We start from the raw sequence: 22,799 nt of genomic DNA on the forward strand, positions 1-22,799 counted from the left end.
CCTCCTGTTTATTCTTGTAGAAGTATTGCTTTATGTCTAATGTCGAGGTCAAAGTCACCCTCAGATGTGATGTAGTTGCTTCCTCTAATTAGCTCTAGGTATTCATCGTTATGTGAATCATACCTGTAAACACCGTTAACTTGATTGCTTGAAACAATTTCTTCGTTCTCACAATCAATATATACTTCTTCGTTGTTATTAAGGTCTTTAAACTCAACTCTTTGACCTGTTGTAAAGTTAATAATTGCAATATTTCCTTTACCGTTTTTCTTTCTAATCCATAACTTAGGTTTGATAGGGAAGTCACCTGTATTCTCTAAGAAACCATATGGTTTTAAATTCATTTCAAAGGCTTGTAGATAAGGCTTGACAGACTCATTATCAGCAACCATGACTATTTGAAATTGGATATACAAACCTGTCAAAACATATTCATCTAAGAGGTCATAAGAAGTTATGTACATTCTTTTCCAATCAGTCCATTCGTTTTGATTGTAGGAAACTCTATAATAGTATTCTATCGTTTGGTTGTGAATGTTGATTGCTGACTCTTTGATATTTGCGATATATTTGTCTAAGTCATTTGAAATGAAGAAAGGAGGGGAGGTATAAATACCTCTAGGAACACTCAATCTTGACCAATTAGTCATAATATCACTCAACCTTACCGAATGGTCTAAATTCTGAGGAAATACCTACTTGTTTCCATTTAACTGTTGCTTCTTTTCTCCACACAACAGACTTGTCAATTACTGTAGTCCCTGTTACAACACTTGACCATACAGGTTCATTTTCACCTGTTAAGCCTTCTGTTTCACAAATGTAGTAATATAATTTACTACCGTTTGTAGGGAAGATTACATCATTAACTTTATAGTTGTAGTTAGGAAACCACTTATTGCCTATGGCATCATAAAACTCAACACCTTCTGATTGAAGGAAAGTAGGGGAGTTAACCATACTTTTCCCTGCTGTTACACAACGATAAATGTTTCCATTATCAGGTGTTGCTTTAATTTCTTGACCTACAGTGTAATTAACATTTGGTTTCCAACTAGGCGCATGTTTACCTTCACGAATATTTACCCAACCAACATAACTACCGATTACAGGGTTTTCATTCCAAATAATCTTTCCTTTTTCAATCATTTGACCAACAGCAAGGTTATTTGGTGAGCTTGTTGATTCTCTTAAATACTTTTCGATAGCGGAAAAATTTTTACCATAGTTAACAATTGTTTCTTTTATATCATCATTATCAAATGTGGTATTAGTAGTAATATCTAGTTCTAATCCACCATTAGTTTTTTCCATTAAGTTATTCCTCCCCAATTACTAGTAGTTGCATAAACATTTCCCCATGTTGATAGAGTAGTGTCTATTGTTAAACCATTAGATGTATTTTGCATATTGCTCATATCTCCCAAAGAGAAATTTGAATCATCTAATACAACATTAGAACCAACGTTAATATCACGAAGCTCAATGTTTTCCTTTGTTTGTTCAAAAGAGTAGCTGTATGGGGAATCACATCTAATATTTAATTCGATATATCCCTCATTTAATCCATTGTGAAATAGTTGACTATCACCCTCGAACATTGCATAAAACACTCTATTTGGGTTTGAATCAAACACTAGTGGCTTATAATGTGGTTGGAAGAACCAACGAGCTAATTTCCTCAGCGTGTCTTTGTTCTCCCAATCTGCAATAGCAAAAGACAAACTAAAAGAGAGTGGCTCATGTTCCACTCTCTGAAAGTAAGGTTTTTCACGATTTGCTATTTTTTTCTCGATGATTTGTCTGTTAGGGAGGAAGTTTTCTTCGAATAGACCATCGTCACTCCAAGCAATAAAAACTCCCATATCCTCAGAAGAAACACCATCATACATAAATTGTATTGCTTGTTTCATTTATCGTTTTCCTTTCTCTCTTAATAGTCTGTTTTTAATTTGGTCGCCCAATTTATCAATATCGTTCTTAGTTCCATTAAACTTGTCAATATTGACATGAACAACAGTTGAGTTATCTGTTGATGTTGGTGTACTAACTGTGCTTACTTTTGGTTGAGTAGGGAGGGCGATTGCACCGTTGATAGTTCGCATTATATTGTCCATGATAGAAGAAATGCGTAACATGCGTTCTGTGTCAAGGGGATTGCTCACAATCTCATTTTGGTGAAGTAGAGCTAACCTACCACCTTTACCATCTGTACCACCTGTAGAGCCAAAGCCTTTAGTCATACCACCTACATCCATACTAGCAGGAGAGCCAATAAAATCATTAGATTGATTTAATCTTAGATTACTAGCATATCTAATTAAAATATCTTTAAGCTCAGTGAAGCTAATAACACCTGAGTTATCCAACATGTACTGACCAAGTTCTGCCTGTTGTTTACCTGATAACTTGCTAAGTGATTGTTTATAGGAAACGTTAGGGGAGATAAGAGAAGTATTTTTCCTTCCTGAATCAGCAATTTTTGTAGCTGTCCCATTAATGGCATCTTTTTTGGATTTAGTGTCAGCTTGAGGCATTAGAGTTTCTTTCATGTATTTTGCAAGCATTACCTGCTTATCACCATGAGTCATAACTTTTCCTTTTTCTGCTGTTTGACCAAACTTTTTGATGTAATCTAAGTACTCTTGTGTAGAGAAACCACTATTACTAGCATTTTTATCGAAGTATCCACCAACTTGAGATAGTTGTTCTTTTGACATTGAGTCAAAGAGAGAGCCTAATGATTGGTTGGCGTCTATTTGAGAGCCTTCTTTTCTACCTTCGCTTGCAAGTTTATCAGCTTTATCTTTGATGTTTTTAATTCTAACTGCATCTGTTTGAGGATTTAGTTTGCCTGCAATTTCCTCATTCATAAACTTAGCCATAATAACTTTCATATCAGCATCGGTAAGTGATTTTGTTTTACCTGCGTTTTCAACTGTATTATGGGCATCAGTCTTGAAATCATGTTCACCTGTTACAGTGTCCTTTAGTCTATTCAAGTCTTCAATTTCTGCTTTTACCTCTTTGATTTTATCTAATAGACTTTCCATTTTATTTATTACATTCTCACGGATTTGAGCACCAACGGCTTCCATAGTACCATCGAATGTATCCTCAAGGTCAGGTAGACTAGCCTTTAGCATGTCAATATATTTATTGTATTCTGCTGTAATCTCTTCGTAGTGACCTTTCATCATAAGCTCTTTAAGTCTAATAAACTCAGCTTCGTCATTTAGTAAGTCAGAGTAATATTTTTCCCAATATTCTTTTTGTCTATTAAGATTTTTAAGAACCTCTTTGGAGTGTTCATCCTCTTTATCTTTTAGGTCTTCAATATGCTCAGTTTTATCGTCAAGCATATCATCAAGCTGTTGCTCACGCAGGTCTTTTTCATATTGGTATTTTTCTTCATTAATCTGTTTTTCAATCTCTGCAATTTGTTTTTGAAGCTCTTCTTTCTCTTTAATACCTTCATAAGTATTGACGTTAGAAAGAAGATTTAATTTGTTTTGTAGCTCTTGTTTTTGAGTGTTAAGCTCATCTAATTTATTGCCATGAGTTCTATCTCTATCAGCATCTTGTATCTCTCTGCGTTTAGCATCAATGATTTTAGTATAAGCTTCAAGCTCTTTGTCATACTGTTTCATCACTTTTTCGTGACGCTCTTCCTCAGCTTCAATTAACTTATCAATAGCACTAAGTTGAATGTCTTTAGCTTCATTTATGGCGTCTTTTAAGGCGTTTATCATATCATCTGCAAGCTTTTCACGCTTTTCTTCAATTTTATCTTCAATTGATTGTGTAAAGTTATCAATAGCATCTTGAGTGTCTTTAACAGATTTTTGGACACTAAGATATGATAAAGCAACTTCTTCAAGTTGCTCTTCGAGGTCTTGAAGCTCTTTTGAGCCTAAGTCCATACCTTGCATTTCTGCCTTCATGTCTATTTCTTTTTGCTTAACTTCTATAAGTTGCTTTTGATAAAGCTCCATATCAGATTTAAGAGTTTCTAAGTAGTCTCCTGAGCCTTCATCAAGCAACCCTCTTAATGACTGATTGTAGCTAAGCTCGAATTCAATATCATCTATTTTAATATCATGAGAAGTAGCGACAGCTTGAACCTTTTCATAATTTAATTGATGTAAAGCCTCATTAAGTTCAACAAGTTCTTTTTTTAGTTCGCCTGCTCTAGAAGTAAGTTCCTCATACATTTCAATTGTAAGATTCCCTTTACTTAGCATTTGGTTTATATAGTCAATTTCTTGTTTAGCAGTAGTTAATTGGCTTTTACGAGTGTTAGCCATAATTTCAAGAGTTTTTCTGTATCGTTCACTTGTATTATCAAGCGATTGAATCTTAACTTCTTCCCACTCAAGGGTTTTAGCAAACTTGTCTTGCTTATAATCGTAGCCTGATAATTTACCACTGATAATCTCGTTATAGTAAGCTTTGATTTGATTTTGAGATTGCAACATTTGCTGTTGTAGCTCATATCTTCTATCAATCAATTGGTCTTGTTGGTTTAAATCTAAACCACCTACATCATACATTTTTTGGATATATGCATATTCAGCTTGATAACTTTTTAGCTTACGTTGTTCGGCAGTATATTGTTTATTAACGCTATCTTCATACGCTTTTGAGTATTCAAGCATATTTTTTTGAAGTTCTGCTTGTTTTACAATAGCATTGTCTTCTATATCTCTATCACGTTTATAAGCATCCATTTGTGACTTGATAGCGTTGAAGTGATTTTCTGATATTTTATCATTATTAGCCATGATAGCTTGTATCATAGATTGTGATTCAGATTGCGCTCTTGCGTAATCATCATTACCTGAGCCACCACCTGCTGTAGCTCCTGAGCCTGCATAAGTGTTATAAGCGTTGTTTGCATAATTAACTCTGTTGTTGTGCCCTTTGCTACCTGCTTTTTCTCCATTACGCTCATAAAGAGTATTGAAGTTTGAAGCATGTTCGGTCGCAGTTAGTGTTCTGTTTAATGAATGTAGAGCTTGTTTTTCTTTGCCTTGAAGCTCTTTCCACATGAAATCAAGCTGTGTTCCTAAATCATTTGCACTAGTTCCTTTGCTCTTTGCGAAAGAGTTTAGTTCTGATAGTCTACTACCTCGCCACTGTGCAATACCAAAGGCGCTACCTTGAGCGTTTTTACCTGCTGTAGAGCTAAAGCTAGATTCTTGTTGAATATTCCCCATAATCCCTGCAACAGCACTATCGCTAAGTCCTTTAGATTTAAAGAAGTTCCAAACTGTGGCTTGAGTTGAATTTCCACTTGCCTTAGAACTACCACCTGAGGTTACACCTTGTCTAGCGCTAGTAATATATGAACTAGGATTGATAGTTTGGTTACTAGAATTTCTAATTTCATAGTGAAGGTGAGAACCATCTCCACCACTACCACTTCTAACAGTTCCAGTGTTACCAATTGTACCTAGCTTAGTTCCTGCTGTAATCTGTTGACCTTTAACAACAGATACATCATTCATATGAGCATAGTAATGTTTGTTGTTATTAGCATCTTGAATAATAACTAAATTACCATATGACTTATCTTCACCAATCTTAGTAGCGTCACCTGCTTTTAAAACTTTACCGTTGATGTTTGACTCAAGAATATCACCGATTTTACCATCTATATCAGTACCTCTGTGATTATCAGAACGAGTACCATATTGCGAAGTAATTTGTCCTGACCAACCTTTCGGTCTAACTGTACCACCTGTGCCTGAGACAGTTGTTGAACTTGAATTAGTTACTCCATTGAGGTCTTTTAGTTTTTGATTATATATGTCGTTTTGCTGTTGAAGTAATTTGTTTTCATCTGCAAGAGCTTGTCTATACTGTTTAGAGTAAGTAGGGTATTTCTTTTGTCTACTTTCAACCTCTTTTAAAGAAGTGTTAAGCTTATCAAGTGTTAAAGTATACTTATTAGTAATTTTCTCTAATTCTGATAGCTCTTTTTTTGCATCTTTTGTTGATTCACTGGCTTTATCACTAGATTTAGAGTAATTATCTGTTGATTCACTGGCTTTATCACTAGATTTAGAGTATTTATCATTAGAGGTACTTAAAGAATTGATTCCTGTGTTCAATTTTGCTAATTCTTGATCTAGTTTAGCTTTTGTTGCATCATATCTAGATCGGTATGCTATTGCAGTAGCCTTCATAGCCAATCCCGCAACACCGCTAAAACCAGACATAAGCAATGCATTTTTTTCATGGAAGTTTTTGGCTTTTTCTAATGCCTCTAGCTCTACTTGAAGATTTTCAACACGAGCTTTTGCACCAACGGCAGAATAGTAAGTTTGCTCTTCTTCTGAGTTGTACTTACCATCTGATAAGTTTTTGTAAGATTCAGTAAGAATCTTATTCATCTTATTCTCAGCCTCTATGCTTTCAATTCTAATCTCACCATTTTTAACAAGGTGAGGGTAGAGAGCCTTTAGCTTTTTCATAGCGTCTTCTAGTTTAGCCTGTTCATCTGTTGTTTTATTAGTTACGCTCGAAAGGTATTTATAAATACCTGTCAACTCGTTTGTCTCTGATATTTGTTTACCAGTGACACCTAGCATTTCCTCTCCTAGAGAGCTGAAACTTTTGATTTTCTGTGCGTACTCCACCATAGGGTCTATAACATCGGCAAGACCTTCTGCGCCTTCGTTATGAGTTTTGAAATATTCCTCAGCTTCTTTGCGCCCTTTACCTTGAGTTTCCATGATTTCTTTAATTGCTTTTTCTTCGTTAAGTTTAGATTTTATGAATGTATCAAGAGTTTTTTCATATGATTCATAAAGAGCAGTACCTTCTTTTATACCTGATTTAACAAGAGCATCTAGAATACTTTTCTTAATTTTAGAAAATGAATCACCATATTTTTTCTCAAGTTCTTCAGCATCAGTTATACCACTTTTTTTCATTTCAGAAATAGTATCTGCTAATTCAGTAAAGTTTTTCTCAATATCAGCATCTTTTTTACCTAACGCCATAGTTATAGCTTCATTGAAATCATCTAAATCAGACTCAGTTTCAGCTAAGTTGATAACACTGTTAGCAACATCTTCAAATACTTCTTGACCTTCTTTAGAGAAGTCTCCCGTCAATTTAATGGTATCTTCTAGGTCTTTTGTATATCCTGTTTTTAATACATTTAAACCTGACATAACATCTTTTTGACCTTGTAGAAGCTCGAAATAGATTTGTTCTAATCCTTCTTGAGTATTCTCTAACCTACGAATAGCACCATCAGAAAGATTTAACTCAGTCTTTTTAGCTAAAGCTTCTTTTGTTCTTTCAATTGCTAGTCTTACATCATCAATACTCTTTACAGATTTACTACTGTACCATTCTCCTTCAAGATTTATGCCCTTAGTAAGTTCATCCCTAAGTTCCTTGTAGTTTTTACTTACTAAATCCATTGTGTAGACATATTGGCCAGCACTTTTTAGGTTTGCTTCTTTGTCTTTATTGGCGTCTTTGATAGTGTCTCTGGCTGTCTCTTCTGCTTCTTCTTGCTCTTTTTTTCCCTTTTCAGCATTAAGTAGTTTTTGAACCTCAAGCTCTTGTTTTAGAATGTCAACTTTAGTTTCGGCTTGCATAGAAGAAACTAGAATTTTATTACCATATTCATCTTCACCTTTAACTAAGTTAGGAAGTAGTTTACCTAGTTCATTTTGAGTATCAAGTAATTCTTTATACTTTTGAGAATCTAGTTGTTGTCCTTTGCTTTCTGCTGAAAGTGTACTATATTTAGATAATAAGCTATCAATAGCTTTTTCATTGTCTGCAAATGACTTGATTTCTTGCTCATTTTTAGCTCTAAGTTCTTCCTTTGCTTTTTTAGCTTCCTCAGACCTAGCAGTAAAAAACTGAATAGCATAGCCTGCCACCATACCAGCAGCACCAAGACCACCAAAAGCAAAAGATAATAAATTAGCAGCTTTAGATCCTTTGTTCGATGCTTCTGTTGCTTCGTTGTTTGCACCTTTTAAATTTGTGTATGCTTCTGTTGTTGAAGTAATTGCTTCGCCAATCTCTAAAAATTTAGCTCCGCTGTCTGAGAATTGTTTTCCCAAACTGGTATCCTCAGACGTATTTTTTTTCAAGTCAGTCATTTTAGTATTAATATCTATAAGAATAGAGCGGAGTTCTTTAAGTGCTCCAATAGTTTCATTAAAGTCAGTAGGAGGTGAGGGTATTTCTTTTACATGAGAAGGTGCTTCTTTAACAGTAGCTTGTACTGTTTCTGAGCTAACGACAGGTGTAACATTTGCGACAACATCAATTTTGAACTTCGGTAAAGACATTTTATTAATCTGTTCTGAAATGCGTAGCTTCGTTTTTTCAACATCAAGCTCCATAACAGTTTTAAGACCTTGTAGTTCTTTCGTTTCAACAGTGTCTTTAATATGATTAAATGCGCCTTTAGCAAGTTCTAGTTTTACTTTTGCCTTAGCGAAAATAATTTTTTCTAGGCTTTTATTAATGTTTTCGACACTAGCCTTTTTTTCTAAAATAAGCTCAATTGGTTTTTGGTTTACTTTAACAGTCTCTATAAATTTGTTAATATTTGCTTTAGATTGTTGATAATTTACACCAAAAGAAATCTGTAGTGGTTGCACCTGAATTTTCTTTAAAGCACTCTTGACTGTAGTTTGTGTTGCTTGTTCATTAACATAGAAAATCAAAGATTTCTTAGCTTGTTTTTGGTTGTTTAGGAAAGTTTGAATGTTTGCTTTACTTTGTCCAACTGCAACATCAAAACTAAGGTTAATGTTTTTATTTTTATGCTTGTCTAAAAATGTTTTGATGTTTTTATTAGATGCACCAACATTTACACCAAAAGTTAGTTTTTTATCTTTCATTTCTTTAGATAAGAATGTATCAATCCTTTTTTTGGATTTATCTTTATCAATATCTAACGAAACCAAAAACTTTACTTCGTTATTTGTAATACTCAAAATGTTTAGCTCCTTCTTTATTCGTCGTTGTGCAACTATTTTGTTGCAGTCTAAAACCCTCAAGTAAACCCCTAACCGAAATAGGGTAGGGATGTAATTCAAAGTATTAGAAAATATCATCTAGTTCATCTGAATCATCTTTTATAACATAGATAGATGTTGTTTCAGTAGAGATGTGATTTAAAAGCACCTTAGCTTTATTAATGTCTTTTCCTTCTTCAACTACTAAGTGTGTCGCTCTTGAGCGTCTAAGTGCGTGGGGTGTTAGTTTATATCCTAAGATATAATTGAACTTATTAGTAAACCACGCATTGAAAGCGTCAGGACTAAGTTCTTTTGTTTCACCATTCTTAAACTTACGAACGAAAACATATGGGTTATCGTCTTCACCACGAATTTCAAGCCATTTTAAAATAGCTTGTCTAGCTTCTTTGCTATACATCAGTTTGATCGGTTTACCAACCTTACCTTTACCTTTACCACGAACATGAGGTGTTGCGTAGAAGTCTTTGTTCTTTACCTTAGGCATATCAAAGAACTCTTTTTTCATCTGAGCAATTTCTGCTCTACGTGCGCCTGTGCTGTAGCTTAATAAGAAGTAAGCAATCATTTGATACTCACCTTCTTTTTCAAGCTCTGCAATAAGCCTGTCAATATCTTCTTTCGCTACAATATTCTTTTCTCTCACAAGCTGTTTAGGAGGGGAGGGAATAGCCTTGTTGAAGATATTTCTAAATTCAGGGTAGTCTTCGCCATAGTAAAGTTCAATATAGTTACAAAGTGAACTTACTGCTGAGCGTTTGAACTTAACAGCATTAGAAGATAACTCTAATGACATCAAGTGATTCTGATAATCTAAAGCGTGTCTTGCTTTTAATTTGTGGATAGGGCTGTTGTCAAATTCATCTTTAACATATCTCACAAAGATTTTTAATGCGCTTGTATATTGTTTAAGTGTTTTATCTGATAGATGTTGTTGTTTCAAGAACTTATTAACAATCTTTCTATTCCACTCATTACATTCAAGCCATTCTTCATTAGTTACAGGAGGTATTTTAATTGCCATTTTCTCACCTCCTTCAATTGTTGATACCTTGCTCTAAAGCTTTTTTAAGGTGTTTGTTATAAGTAGTTTTATCTAGCTTTTCTGCTGTTGCTTTTGCAAATGGTCTAGGTTCAGCCCATTTTTCATCAGGGTTATACCAACCATTCTCAGAATTGCTAGAGGTGTGCTGTACATCACTTCCATTTTCAATTAGCTCTGAAATAAAATAGCCATCCATTGAATCACTAGTGAGGTTTTCAAAGTCAGAAGCGAAGGTATTTCCATTAAGCTTATGTTTTGTAAATACCATATTTCTAGCGTCAGAAAGACTGCCAGCATCATAACTACGCTCATAATAGTCATAGACTTCTGTGTAAACAGAATCTACCATTGCGTGTCTAAACACGTTTAGAACTTGTGGGCTTTTAATGGTGTCCTTCACTTTACCTTGAACATATTTTTCTAAATCCTTGATATTACTGAATGTAGGCAATTACATCACCCTAACTTATTTAAAATCTCCTTTTGTTTCTAATGCTTCATTAATTGCTTCTTGAGCCAATACAGCTTTTTCAGCAACCTTGTTTACACGTTCGATTACTTCTCCAACTTGATTTTGGTCAAAAATTTCATCGAAGAATAGGTCAAATAAACCAATCTTCATTAATGCTTCCATTGCCATAATCTTTTCTTCGAACGTGTCACCGATTTCATTTTTAAAGTGAGAGAAGTATTTAATAATAAGCAATAGCTCATATTTAATTAGTTGTTCTTCACTTTCAAAGAAACTGTATTCTTTTTCGATTGCGTACTGCATATCGTTGAATAGCTCAAGAGTTAGCTTCTCAACTTGAGTGCGGTCAAAGTATTCGTTATACTTAACTGTTTTTTTAGTCTCAGGGTCAACTACGAATGTAGACATTACATCTACTTTCTTAGATTCAGCTAGAATCTCTTTTAATTTAATTGGTGACTGTCTTTTTGTTGTCATGGTAAAATCTCCTTTTTATCGGTTAATAGTTTAGAAATAAAAAGGGGAGAGGTTGACCTCTCGCCCTAGTTTTTATGACATATTATTATATTTCTTATTTACGTGGTTTAAGCAGGATTGAACCCATTTCATCTGCACCTTTAGGGTTAATTACTGCAAAATTGATTTCAGGTGTGTAAACATTACCGTTCTCTAATGAAATATCAAACTCACCACTAGGGATTGTTTCAGGGAAATCAAATAGAATATCTGCTTTTACTTTTGCAGTATCTAAGTCATAAGCAATTGTTTTCATTTCTACTCTGTATTTTCCTGCGAACTTAGTAGAATCAATAGAAATTCTTTGACCTTCTACTTCCTCTTGATAGAATACATGTAACTCTTGTCCTGCTTTGAAAGTGCCATTAGCTCCTGCTAATTCAACAGCTTTCTTAGTTTTGTCTGTTAAAGAAACAACAACATTTAAAGTCTCTTGCGTACCATCAGGTAGTTCAACTTGTGCTTTAGTTCCTACGATAGCACCATCAGGTAATACGATTTCGTTTGCAGAAGTGGCGCTGTCTACAACAACAATACCTTTAGTATTTGCTGTGAATTGACCTTTACCGTTTTCTTCTACAGCTACACCTTGAGTCATTGCCCAATACTCAATATCAGCTACTGCTGAACGCATTGCTAAATCAATTGCTTTGTCAGTACGAATTTTGTAAAGTTTTTTGTTACCGATACCACCTTTAAGGTCTTCTTCTGAGATAGAGCCTTTGATACCTGCTAACTGTGCTTCCGCGTTTAGTACCACTTTACCTGTTTCTAGGTCAGTGATTGTTACATCTGCTGTGTCTTGAATTACGATTTTACCCATTGAGTAAATTCCTCCATTTATTTATATTGTGTATGAGCTACATTTGAAGTAGCCCACCAAATTTCTTGTCAAATTCATTCTTAGATATTACATCATCTTCTAATTTGAATAAGTCAATATGCTTATTCCAAGATTCAATGTTTACCTTCTCTGCAACTGTGGCAAATAGGGTAGATGTCTGATAGTTATAGATAGCTCCAACACGAGCATAAATAGCGTAAACTTGAAAAATGTTCATTCTACATACATCATCAAAACTGTTACTTGTACTTGCGACAATAGAAGTAACAATATCAACAAATGTCTGCTCCTGTGAGGATTGTTGTTTAAATCTTCTAGAGCGTTCAATAGCTCTTTGAATTTCTTCGTTAGGAGAAACCTTGTCTTCTGTGATTACATTCATATCCATAATTAATCTTCTGACAAAGTGAAAACTCTCACTAGATTCAAAGATTATTTCGTATTGTATTTCTTCATTTCCATCAAACACTAATTGAAAAATCTTCAAATAAGCATTTAACAACTGTCGTGTACTAAGAACAATCTCTAATAGGTCTGCTTCCTTGATTTCCGTTAAGGCTTTTAGACTTGATTCATCTGCCATAGCTTCTTTTAGTTGATTTCTATAGTTGTAGTAGATGTGTAGAGAGTTTTGAGCGATAAGATTTATCTCAGCAGCATGACTAAGATATTCTCGATAGGTTAAAAATCTGATAGAACCAAATTTCGTATCTACTGTTTCACCGAAAATAAATAAATTCTTATCGTAGTCTAGATTTTCAATGTGGTGCATTATTTCTTACTCACATTCATTGTGTATTGATGTAAGAAGCGTCTATAATGTGTTGGGGCTTCACGAGGGTTGCCTGATTTGTATTCGAGCTTACCAAAGCCTGCAATACGCTCTAACGCTATCAGCTCATTAATCCTGTCAGATATTCGTGATATTCTTAAATCTCTGTCAAATGATTCATGAATAAAAATGTCAATGTTAACCTCTTGTTGTGCTACTAGATAGCTTTCAATTACAGGTCTACGTCTACCTTCGTAAATGTAAATCTTGCATAGTTTATTTTCTATTAGGTCAGAGGTTTTTTCGCCTAAAACAACTCTCTCGTCAACTAGTTTCCAATAATCATCACTTTCAATGTTTACTAAGTTTGGTAACTTAGGGTCAAGTGGGTCGGGATGATAGTTTTCTTGAGTGTCATATCCTTTAGGCTCATATTTTAATAATCTCATTAGTTCTTCATCAGTGATTAAAATTTGATATATGTTTGAGAAGAACTCTACTGTTGAACTTTGTTTAATCATGTTATTGGAATCCTTTACAGTTGGATTTCAATGTAACCAATACCGTTCATTACATGTTCCATTGATACGGTAACTTGATACTGATTCTGATATATGGTTACAGTTGAGTTAATTTCAGGAATGTGATTTGCTAAGGTAGTTTTAAAATAACTGAACCATTAGGAAAGGGAATAGAGAGTTATCATCCTGAGAGTAAATCTTGTCAGTCATTATACAAGGCTTTTTAATATTTATTTTTTCTGTTTTATAGATTGGTCTAACCAACAGTGTTAGTAACCACCTTGATTTTTCTTTCGTTTTAATAGGGAACTCAGTGTTATAAAGTTCACCGATTAACTGAGGATATATTTCATCATCAACCATGTTTGTAACAAGGTAAGTGAAGTCTCTCCAAATCAGGAAAAAACAAGAATTTACGCCCATAAAAAGATCTAATGTCATTTACGATACTAGGGATTGGTAATGTTTCCTGCATATCAATAAAAACATAAGATAGGGAAGGAGAATCTAAGATATAGTTCACCATTTGTCTTTTTGTGGAATTTTACAAGTCTTTAATTGTGTTATCATTAGCTCGAACCCTTTTTCTACAAGCGCTAAACATTACATCATTCCTGTTCTAGTTTTTGTATTTGTTTTTCAATCGTGTCAATAGTTCCAAACACTTTGCTTTTAATGAATGGTTTATTGTCCTCTTTAATACACTCTTTAAGCAATCCATTAAGAATAGCATGAGTTTGAACAATCCATGCGCCATCATATTCAGGTGTGATTTCTTTTACGTTATGAACCTCAAAAATAACTGAATTAATGTGGTCAGGTAGCGTAGAAACACCTTCCTCATATAGTGGCAAAATCTTAAAGATAGAGCCTTTTAATGAGTGCATATAGTTTAAATAATCTAATTTTGCAATCATTGTGTGTTATCCTTTGATATTAAATAATTCTTTTACATAAGCAACGCTATATGAGCCCTTAAGAAGCGGGGTGAGTTGATTTCATTAAAATTAGCTCAGCTAAAGTAATGTATTGAACAACGCTAAATTTAGCCCATTCAAACTTTTCGCTAGTGCGACTGGGAAATTAAAACTAAATTGGTGTTGCTAATCGAAAAACGATTAAATCATTACGATTAATTTCTAGTCGTTTTTTTAGATCTAGCAGTAGTTTTTGTAACTTACGCTTCTTTTACAGCTTTCGCATATGAACCAACGATTTCAGCTATATCATTAGAAGCTTCTTTGAAGCCTACTTCATAACCTTCGTCATATGCTTCTTCAATAGCTGTTTCTAACGTGCTAGCAATTAACTGTGATACGGCAATATGAAAGGCTTGCTTAGGTTCAGTGCCGATTTCAATTAAATTTTCGAAAGCATCATATGTTGTACATACTTGACATTTTGTTTCTTCCATTGTTTTCATGCTCCTTAATACTTGATATAGAATGTAGCTTTACGACCATTTCTATCAAGCCATAGTAGTTTTTGGTGTGCCTTAGAAAGTAGGCGACTGTCTTTTGAATAGTTGTTCGTTCCCGCGAAACCACCATTTACTATTAGGTCTACGCCATGAATCTCATTCTCAAAATTCTTGTGAATATGACCTGCGAAAATAGCAGTAGGGAACTTTTGAATCATCATTGTTAGGTCTTGAATCACTTTGCTATAGTTGTCTAAGTGACCATGAACACCGAAGTAAGTTCTACCTAAGATTGTTGCTACTATGATTTCGCTGTCATACTTGTTGTCCATCATAGTAACATTCGGCAAGTTTTCTAAACGAGCTCCCATATACCATGTGACAAAATCATGGAAACTCTCAGTCTTAATTTCCTCCTCTTTGCGAGAAGAAATTCTGTCATGATTACCTTTGACACTGTAAACTTTAACTTTTTCAAAGTAGTTTGCTAGAATAGCGACAAGTCTAGCCAAAGCTTCAGCTACTGACTTAGTTTGCTCAACTGCGGTTTCTGTTTCACCAATCTTAGTAAGGCGGTGTAGATTGCCCTCAATTAAATCACCTAATTGCATGATATGAAGCTCTCTAGCTCCTGTTAACTCTTGATAAGCTATTATTTCATTAATTGTTTGTTCAATGCGTTCATAGAACACTTCTTCATTAAATGTGTTCCAATGGTTATCTGTTACCATTCCTTTGTGAAGGTCTGATAACATTAAAGTAAGAGATGTGTCACCATTATATTTAACATCTGCTTTCTTGTAGTTAAGTGGTCTAGCGTTGTTGATTTCATCTTTAATAGAGTCAATCAGCTTTTTAAGCAAGTTATCCAACCTTGCTTCGTGGCGTAAGAATTGTTTGTACTCACGCTTTTGGTCTTGAACTTGCATTTTAGCAATCTCAAGCTCTTTAATTTTGTCGTTTAATTCTTCTAGTTCTCCAGAGGTATTAGCGTTCTGCTTAATAGCGTAATCTCTACCTTGTTTGAAAGCTTTATACCATTTGCGATAATATGATTCACCGAAATTAAGTTTAAGCTCTTTGTTAAGAAGTTCACAAATACCTTCCCATGTAAGACCAAGAATCTTTTTGTTCTCACAGATTCGATACTTGTATTCTTCAACGATTTCATTAGGAAGTTGTTTAGTGTTCATCTATTAATCTTCCTTAAATAAGTCTTCTTCTTGTTCTGCATCTGTTTCAGAAGATACATTGAACTCGTTAATAATTGCGATTGAATCTTCTTCTTTGATAGAAAGAGTGATGTTTTTACCATTAAATTCTTCCAGTAATTTATTTAGGCTATACTTGAAATCGCCATCTTTAACAGATTCAGTTACGATTAACTCTCCTAAAGTCCAATCAATATCAAGTTTACCTTTTAGTTGTATTGAATTAGTGCGCTTTGCCATTATTTTTTAGCACCTGCTTTAACTGACTTTTGAACAGCTTTCGCTTGTAATAAGCCATTTGGTGTAACAGGGAAGATAGCAACGCCACCACTGTAATCTACAGCGTGATAAGTTTGCTTTTTATCGTATTCAACTTTTCCATTTTTCTTCACAGATTTGCCAAGTTTATCAAGCTTTACTGCGTAATGTGTGTATAAGTCAACTACTGCATATCTAAGACCATACATAGTCTTAATTTTTCTAATGTGTAACATTTCTCATTTCTCCTTTACTCTAGTAAATTCAATATTTTATTGTAGGGGCTAGTGGGATTGAACCAATGACTTTGGGTTAGGAATCTAACGTTTTATCACTAAACTAAGCCCCAATTACAACAAAAAACACTATTAGAATAGTACGTCTTTCTAATAGTGAATTGATTGTCTTAATATTCAGTTATGTAGTAGACACATTCACCTTACAGAATAATAATGATTCTTTAGCTTGTTTTAAGATTACTGTGTCTGAATCACACCCTATATTAAAGAAACAAAGAGAAAGGAGAGTAAATGAAAAATTTTATTCACTTTGCTTTGTTTCCTGAATATAAGATGTAATATGAGGGGGGAGACGATTCGAATCTACTCCGCTTTTGCAATAGATTGACATTCTGCGCAACTCCCATAGAGCAACCTACAGGATTTTACCCTGCGAATAATATAATTGCTGTCAATTCTCTTAAGCAATTAGTAGCTTCATAAGATTAAGCTCAGGAACAGAATCGAACTGTTGTTTCTTGATTAAAAAGCAGATGTAATGTAACTATCTAATCGAGCGCATAGTGGAGGAGAGCGTTGAACTCACAGAGGCTTGCTTATTAGACAAGGTGAAATACGGATTCACTCCTGTTGGCTGACTAGGCAGTGGTCGAACATGCAATGATACGATAAACTTTTTATAGATACTCTAATTTTATTAAACCATCTATTCTATACATTGTGTAATCATCTTTCGATATTGCTGTGTTTGAAGCAAAAATCTCAAGATTCTCTGCTTCTTCATCATAAATATCGAAATACCTATCCAACGCTATCTCAAATGCTCTTTCCTTCCAACGGTTATCTATACTATCGTCAGATTCTTTAGAATACAAGTAAGATTCATTAACTAGTTCGTTGTTAGTTTCATATGTTAAAATATAGTAATTCATAGTTATATCCTTTTTAGTAGGGCATAGGGTATTCAAAACTCTAAATACTCGAAAGAAAATCGAGTGCCGTAGTCCACGTCAAATGCCCCCAAATTTTATTGGCGCGCCATGAGAGATTCGAACTCCCAACCGACAGGGTAGAAACCTGTTGCTCTAATCCATTGAGCTAATGACGCATATTTGATTTTCAGCATTGAGCGTAGTTAAGGGAAGAACTACGCTCAAACTTTGATTCTGAGGAGGTTTAAGTTATGAAATCAAAAAGAACTTCTCACTTTATCTTGCGAAGGGTAGGTAGCACCCAAAGTTCTTTTAGTTGTTTTTGTAGTACTTGATTAGGTGTAACGCTCTCTAAGATTGCTTTGCACAAGTTTTGAGAGAACTTACTTACTAATTATGTCTCAGATGTTTACTTAATCCTAATTTATGTATTTGTCTTGTTTGTGAGTTTAGTTATTATCTTACTCATGTGTTCGCAAGATGTTAAAGAGGTAGGAATAACACCTTGCGTTCAATAAGTTTATTAGCAGTAGCTTAAATAGGTAAGTGACTAACCTTGTATATTTCATATTATATTATTATCTTACTTTAACAAACGGTTTTATCAAAATAATTTGAAAATAGTGGTTTTTTTAATAAAATCCGAATAAAAAGGTGAAATTCACACAGTATCACACCGATCATTTCCTGAATTAGTTAATAACTGTTTTTTCTAATACTTCCTTGAAAGTTTTTGAAACAGCAAACTTTGTAGCCAAGTGAGTTGGTTTAACCACTGGTGAACCATCTTGAGGGTTACGGTAAGTACGCTCAGGTTTTACTTCAACCTTGAACTGACCTAAAGTACCAAAACCAATATTAACTTGACTTTCAACGATAGCACGAACATACGCTTTTTCTACTGAATCAAGAACTGCTGTTCCGAAGTCTTTTGTTATTTGGATTTCTACGCTATCTGTGTCACCTTCTAAGATTTCTTTAGCTAACGCTTTTGATACACGCATCGTTGGTAGTGTATCTTGTAGTTCCTCAGCTAAGATTCCTGTAATAAAATCTGTACGACCTAATTTAGCCATTTTGATATAAGCTCCTTTTTCTCTGAAAAATAAAATGGATTTTATCGCCTTTGGGCAGCGAACTAATAATCCGATATATTATTATGTTATTTTTAGCGTAAGTTAATCTTCACTACTATTAATAGTGATTCCTAGTTGTTCCTTATCTTCTTCTGATAGACAAGAGAAATTACTATAGCGTTCTGAGCCTTTGCTAATTTCCTTTACTTTCTTATGAGATAAGACTTCTAGGTTCTTTTCCTCTTTAGTGAGGTAGTAAGCGAACATATCCAAAATTACTTTAGTGTTTTGCTTTTCCCAAGTAAACAATAGATATTCTTCCAATGTCATTGTCTGAGCTAGAAATTCAATTTCTTCTTTAAGAAGGTGTTCAATGACTTGCTTGCGTTGTGCAAAATTTAGCGAACTATCTAAGTTCACTGTTAGGTGTGGTAGTAAAATTTTCATTTTATTAATTAACCCTCTCATTCTTTAAGGCGGTGGGAAGTGACATTTGCAATACTTTTTTGTACAAGCTGATTTAGCGACATGTTTTACAAATGGAAAGTAAACGATCTTTTGCTGATTTATTGTCACTATAGAACTCGTTTGTTGCAGGTAGGTGTTCACCGCACTTATTACATTGTTTTGTTTTTAAACCTAGAGTGCTTGTGTAAATTACTCTACGCCATTGACGCTCATTCTCTTTCACGACTGCTTTGTAAACGGTCTTGAGCGCTTTCTTGACATTCTGATTCTCAATGCCTATAGCTTCACCGATTTCTCTATGGGTGTAGCCTTTTTCAACCATTTTAATAAGAAGTAACTGTTGATTCGTGAAGTTACATTGATTGATTAGTCTGTCCAATGAAGCATAAGTCGCTATCACTTCTTGATTAACAGCTTTAACCCCTGTAACGTCAAGTGTGCTACCGCCGCCTAAGAAAAGGTTATCATCATATTTGTATCTAAACTCTATTAAAAGCTCAACCACGCCAATGTCATTCATGACGAAGGGTTGAAACATTAAGTCCTTACTAGTAATGTGTGCCATGCTAAATCTTCCTTCCTATATAATGTAACTTTCACCAACCTTTTGTAGTTGATTTTGACTTTAGTTATTATATATTATTTCGTAATTTTTGGATGTGTTTTTTGAAAAATATTATTTTTTAATTATATATGTTTTTAATATAAATATATTTATAAAAGTAATGTAATGATATAAAATAAGAGAGTGACATGAAAAGGTTGCGTTTAAGTATATTCAGGAGAAAGCAGGGGTAAAATTGCCAAACATATTACACCAAAATACTAACCGCCTAAAAGTCAAGGTTGCAAAGGTGCTGTACTATAAGGAAGAAAGTATGTGGGGCATTGTGAGCGTTGCACCAACTAAGATAGAGGGTGACTTCGAACCTGAGCTGAATCGCTATAACAACTTTGTTATTAGAGGTAACATTCCAATGGCTATGAATGTGGGGCAAGAGTATGACATTGAAGTAACGGATTTGCAGACAGACGCTAAGTATGGTGAGTTCTATGAGATTATTCGTATTCATATAGAAGCACTTGACACAGTAGAAGCACAACAGCGCTTCTTACAAGCTGTTCTATCAGAGTATCAATCAAAGCTGATTCTTGAAGCATTTCCTAACAATATGATTGTAGATGATATTAGAGATAATATAATTGATATAACTACAATAAAGGGTTTCGGGGAAGCTACAGCTCTAAAGATTAAGAGAGAAATCAAGAGAAACAAAGACCTAGGAGCTTTAATTTCGGAACTTGCTGACTTGAACCCATCAGGGAGAATGTTGAATAAGATTGTTGAGAAGTTTGGAAATTCTACAATTGCGCTATTCAAAGCAAAAGAATCTTTATATTATCTATGTATAGTTTCAGGTCTAAGCTTCAAAAGAATTGACAACATAGCTCTTATGCGTGGGGAAGATAAGTTTGGTCCAAAACGCATTAAGGCTTACTCAGAATACTACTTTGATGAAATTGCTAATCAAGGGCATTCATGGGTCAATGAGCGGGAGTTCCTAGAACAGGCTATCAAGGAACTTGATGTTAATGGCACATATATTCGCGACTATATGAATTCAGAGGATGGTAAGAAAAACTTCTATTGGCAACAGGGGGATAAGAGAATTTCTTCTATTTTTATGTACAACAATGAGCGCAACACATTACGAAATTTACTGAGACTTGCTACTAGATATGAAGCACCAATTGGCTTTGATGTTGATGAAGCAATCAAAGACGCTGAGGCGGCGCTAGATGTAAAATATACTGACGAGCAAAAAAATGCTATTCGTGAGAGTGTTCTACACGGTGTGTTTATTATAAATGGTAAAGGTGGTACAGGTAAGACTACTGTAGTCAAAGGGATTGTCGAGGTATTAAACTCTTTAGGCCTTACTTATAAAGCATGTGCATTGAGTGGTAAAGCTTCACAGGTTCTTTTATCGAAAGATATTGACTCTGCAACAATTCACCGCACGTTTGGAATTGGTGTTAAGAAGTCAGATGATGAAGAAATCGGTGGTGGTAAATCATTCTATGATGTAATAATCATTGATGAAAGTTCAATGGTAGATGCAGGACTGTTTAACCAAATGTTATCTAAAGTTCAAGATGGTGCTAAGGTAATTTTAGTAGGGGACAGTGGTCAGCTTTCAGGTATTGGGCATGGGGATGTGCTTCGTGATTTACTTCAAACACAATACTTCAAAACTATTGAGTTAAATCAAGTTCACCGTCAAGCCCAAGATTCTGGAATCATTGAATTAGCTACAAAGATTCGTGAAGGTGTTCAAGTTTACTCTGCTAACCAAGAGGGCATGATAAAGTTTGGAAAGAACAAAGACATGATTATGGTCAACTATCAAAACAAAGAGGATATGCCCGAAAACGTTGAGAGAGTTTTAAGAGGTCAAGCAAAGAATATCAAAACACCTCAAGACCTAATGGACTTCCAAGTTGTTGTAGCTATGAAAGAACGTGGTGCTATGTCAGCAAAAGCAATTAATAACCTAGCTCAATCAGTCTTTAATGACCTAGAGAAGCCGTTTGTGTCTTACAATGGATATGACTTCCGGGAGGGTGACAAGGTTATTGTAAAGGGCAATAGCTACGAAATCAGCTACTATGATGATTTAGAGCATTATTATAATGTGCGAGACAATGAGTTAACTGAAAATGAGATTCAGGAACACTTATTAACATTGGAAACTGACGAGGAAAGAGTTGAGTTTTGTGATAGTATTCCAACACCAAACATTGGTGATTTATTCAATGGTACCATGGGAATAGTTGTAGATGTGTTTGAGAAAATAGACTATAACACAAACAAAATAGTTCAATGCTTGATGATTAACTTCGAGGGACTAGGAATTAAAGTTTACCAACAGTCAGAACTCGATAGTTTGGAACTAGCTTATACTGTAACTTGTCACCGGATACAAGGTTCAACTATCAAAAACGTAGTAGTTATATTAGATTACTCTGCATATTCACTTTTATGTAGACAGTGGGTATATACAGCAATCACTCGAGCTTCAAAGAAATGTGTATTACTTGTACAATCATCTGCTTTAGTTAAAGCAATCGGAACAGACGCTAGTGGAAACCGTCAAACATTTTTAGGTGATATGATTAGAGAATTACACAAAGCTAAAGGAGATTTAGAAATGGTAATTAAGCAAGTCGCTAAGTTGCAATAAGGTTACGCACAGTTGCATCATCTGCTTAGGTTATTAATAGTAATATTACAAAGGTGATATAATTATATATAAAAAATAAGTATAACACAGTACCAAAACGTCACTTTTTGTGTTTTAAGGAGAGAATGATTTATGCTAATAGAAAAAGTCTTGTTTAACAACTTCTTCAAGAAGGACAACAAAGACAACTTCATAAACCTAGATATTAACACTTTTGAATTGTTTGGTGAACTTCTAGCAGCAGGGAAGTTGAAAGGAAATAGGCATATGAAATTTGCCTTTAGTTGTAAATCAAACAGAGAAGCGGATGGATTATATAAGCAAGAAAAAGGGGTTATTAGATTCTATTGGTTTAACATCTACTACTCGTGATTTTCTAATCAGCAACATGAGGGGAGCGAAGTTACAACTTTGTCATACCTTGGCTATGAAGTAGCACAAGATTTTTTAGCTAAGTTTAATAGTCGCTATGTGTGTAAGGGACCGCTTTTAAATATATTCGTGAGGGTAAGGCCCGATTAGAAATTTATATAGAAGGTGATGGAAATTGCGAATGTGGTTGAAACTCAGATTTTAAGGAACGAATCAAAAAAATTTTGAAGAAACAACATTATTAAATAACGCTCATAATCAAAAATATAGTATATTTTAAAGTTATATAATAATATTTTCGATAGTGTGTATATATGGTTGTTGCAAATATTATTAGAATGACTAATAGTAGCATTGGAATTTCAATTGAACAATTTCTTAAAGC

General features: G+C 34.4%; 21 protein-coding genes and 1 tRNA gene. 2 read left to right on the forward strand and 20 right to left on the reverse strand.

Translation table 11 applies throughout. The features are described 5' to 3' along the window. Nucleotides 1–8: 8 nt before the first annotated feature. The 20 genes from ACQKN4_RS02860 to ACQKN4_RS02955 all read right to left on the reverse strand — a co-directional run bounded on the left by ACQKN4_RS02860 (nt 9) and on the right by ACQKN4_RS02955 (nt 19,362). Nucleotides 9–650, reverse strand: coding sequence for a hypothetical protein (locus ACQKN4_RS02860; protein WP_427482181.1), 642 nt, complete (start codon nt 648–650; stop codon nt 9–11). A gap of 4 nt (nt 651–654) precedes the next feature. Then, a complete protein-coding gene (locus tag ACQKN4_RS02865; protein ID WP_427482183.1) occupies nt 655–1,314 on the reverse strand; it encodes a hypothetical protein in 660 nt (219 codons plus the stop codon). Further along, the gene (locus ACQKN4_RS02870; RefSeq protein ID WP_427482185.1) at nt 1,314–1,913 is read right to left on the reverse strand and encodes a distal tail protein Dit; all 600 of its coding nucleotides are present in this window, start codon (nt 1,911–1,913) and stop codon (nt 1,314–1,316) included. Before ACQKN4_RS02870 ends, ACQKN4_RS02865 begins: the two co-directional genes overlap by 1 nt. Further along, the gene (locus ACQKN4_RS02875; RefSeq protein ID WP_427482187.1) at nt 1,914–8,981 is read right to left on the reverse strand and encodes a phage tail tip lysozyme; all 7,068 of its coding nucleotides are present in this window, start codon (nt 8,979–8,981) and stop codon (nt 1,914–1,916) included. Between the two features lie 106 nt (nt 8,982–9,087). Next, nucleotides 9,088–10,047 carry a tyrosine-type recombinase/integrase gene (locus ACQKN4_RS02880; RefSeq protein WP_427482189.1) on the reverse strand — a complete coding sequence of 320 codons (960 nt, stop codon included), beginning with the start codon at nt 10,045–10,047 and terminating at the stop codon, nt 9,088–9,090. A 13-nt stretch (nt 10,048–10,060) separates the two neighbouring features. Further along, the gene (locus tag ACQKN4_RS02885; RefSeq protein ID WP_427482191.1) at nt 10,061–10,519 is read right to left on the reverse strand and encodes a hypothetical protein; all 459 of its coding nucleotides are present in this window, start codon (nt 10,517–10,519) and stop codon (nt 10,061–10,063) included. A 15-nt stretch (nt 10,520–10,534) separates the two neighbouring features. Next, nucleotides 10,535–11,017 (reverse strand): hypothetical protein, encoded by a 483-nt coding sequence (locus ACQKN4_RS02890; RefSeq protein WP_427482193.1) that lies wholly within the window; start codon nt 11,015–11,017, stop codon nt 10,535–10,537. A 94-nt stretch (nt 11,018–11,111) separates the two neighbouring features. Next, complete coding sequence (locus ACQKN4_RS02895) at nt 11,112–11,879, reverse strand: hypothetical protein (protein ID WP_427482195.1); 768 nt, start codon at nt 11,877–11,879, stop codon at nt 11,112–11,114. Nucleotides 11,880–11,916: 37 nt separating this feature from the next. Further along, complete coding sequence (locus ACQKN4_RS02900; RefSeq protein ID WP_079561203.1) at nt 11,917–12,672, reverse strand: hypothetical protein; 756 nt, start codon at nt 12,670–12,672, stop codon at nt 11,917–11,919. Beyond that, nucleotides 12,672–13,193, reverse strand: a complete 522-nt coding sequence (locus ACQKN4_RS02905; protein WP_079561204.1) for a hypothetical protein — start codon at nt 13,191–13,193, stop codon at nt 12,672–12,674. Before ACQKN4_RS02905 ends, ACQKN4_RS02900 begins: the two co-directional genes overlap by 1 nt. A 608-nt stretch (nt 13,194–13,801) precedes the next feature. Further along, nucleotides 13,802–14,110, reverse strand: coding sequence for a hypothetical protein (locus tag ACQKN4_RS02910; RefSeq protein ID WP_079561206.1), 309 nt, complete (start codon nt 14,108–14,110; stop codon nt 13,802–13,804). A gap of 260 nt (nt 14,111–14,370) precedes the next feature. Further along, nucleotides 14,371–14,607, reverse strand: a complete 237-nt coding sequence (locus ACQKN4_RS02915) for a hypothetical protein (RefSeq protein WP_079561207.1) — start codon at nt 14,605–14,607, stop codon at nt 14,371–14,373. A 14-nt stretch (nt 14,608–14,621) separates the two neighbouring features. Continuing rightward, nucleotides 14,622–15,806, reverse strand: a complete 1,185-nt coding sequence (locus tag ACQKN4_RS02920; protein WP_079561208.1) for a metallophosphoesterase — start codon at nt 15,804–15,806, stop codon at nt 14,622–14,624. Between the two features lie 3 nt (nt 15,807–15,809). Continuing rightward, on the reverse strand, nt 15,810–16,064 hold the full coding sequence (locus ACQKN4_RS02925; protein ID WP_079561209.1) for a YonK family protein: 255 nt from the start codon (nt 16,062–16,064) through the stop codon (nt 15,810–15,812). Further along, a complete protein-coding gene (locus ACQKN4_RS02930) occupies nt 16,064–16,318 on the reverse strand; it encodes a hypothetical protein (protein WP_079561210.1) in 255 nt (84 codons plus the stop codon). The genes ACQKN4_RS02925 and ACQKN4_RS02930 overlap by 1 nt, the downstream gene beginning before the upstream one ends. A gap of 680 nt (nt 16,319–16,998) precedes the next feature. Next, the gene (locus ACQKN4_RS02935) at nt 16,999–17,253 is read right to left on the reverse strand and encodes a hypothetical protein (RefSeq protein ID WP_079561211.1); all 255 of its coding nucleotides are present in this window, start codon (nt 17,251–17,253) and stop codon (nt 16,999–17,001) included. 99 nt (nt 17,254–17,352) lie between these two features. After that, a tRNA-Arg gene (locus ACQKN4_RS02940) sits at nt 17,353–17,429 on the reverse strand. A gap of 516 nt (nt 17,430–17,945) precedes the next feature. Further along, nucleotides 17,946–18,329 carry an HU family DNA-binding protein gene (locus tag ACQKN4_RS02945; protein ID WP_079561212.1) on the reverse strand — a complete coding sequence of 128 codons (384 nt, stop codon included), beginning with the start codon at nt 18,327–18,329 and terminating at the stop codon, nt 17,946–17,948. A gap of 102 nt (nt 18,330–18,431) precedes the next feature. Further along, nucleotides 18,432–18,797 (reverse strand): hypothetical protein, encoded by a 366-nt coding sequence (locus tag ACQKN4_RS02950; RefSeq protein ID WP_427482199.1) that lies wholly within the window; start codon nt 18,795–18,797, stop codon nt 18,432–18,434. Between the two features lie 52 nt (nt 18,798–18,849). Then, entirely contained in the window at nt 18,850–19,362 is a 513-nt protein-coding gene (locus ACQKN4_RS02955) for a hypothetical protein (RefSeq protein WP_427482201.1), read from the reverse strand. A 235-nt stretch (nt 19,363–19,597) separates the two neighbouring features. On the opposite strand from ACQKN4_RS02955, the gene ACQKN4_RS02960 reads away from it, so the two are divergent. Both ACQKN4_RS02960 and ACQKN4_RS02965 read left to right on the forward strand, forming a co-directional pair. Further along, a complete protein-coding gene (locus ACQKN4_RS02960; protein ID WP_427482203.1) occupies nt 19,598–22,042 on the forward strand; it encodes an AAA family ATPase in 2,445 nt (814 codons plus the stop codon). Nucleotides 22,043–22,174: 132 nt separating this feature from the next. Continuing rightward, nucleotides 22,175–22,414 carry a hypothetical protein gene (locus ACQKN4_RS02965; protein ID WP_427482205.1) on the forward strand — a complete coding sequence of 80 codons (240 nt, stop codon included), beginning with the start codon at nt 22,175–22,177 and terminating at the stop codon, nt 22,412–22,414. Nucleotides 22,415–22,799: the final 385 nt, after the last annotated feature.

It is taken from the genome of Lysinibacillus sp. NPDC093692 (genome assembly GCF_050280125.1).
GTDB lineage: Bacteria > Bacillota > Bacilli > Bacillales_A > Planococcaceae > Lysinibacillus.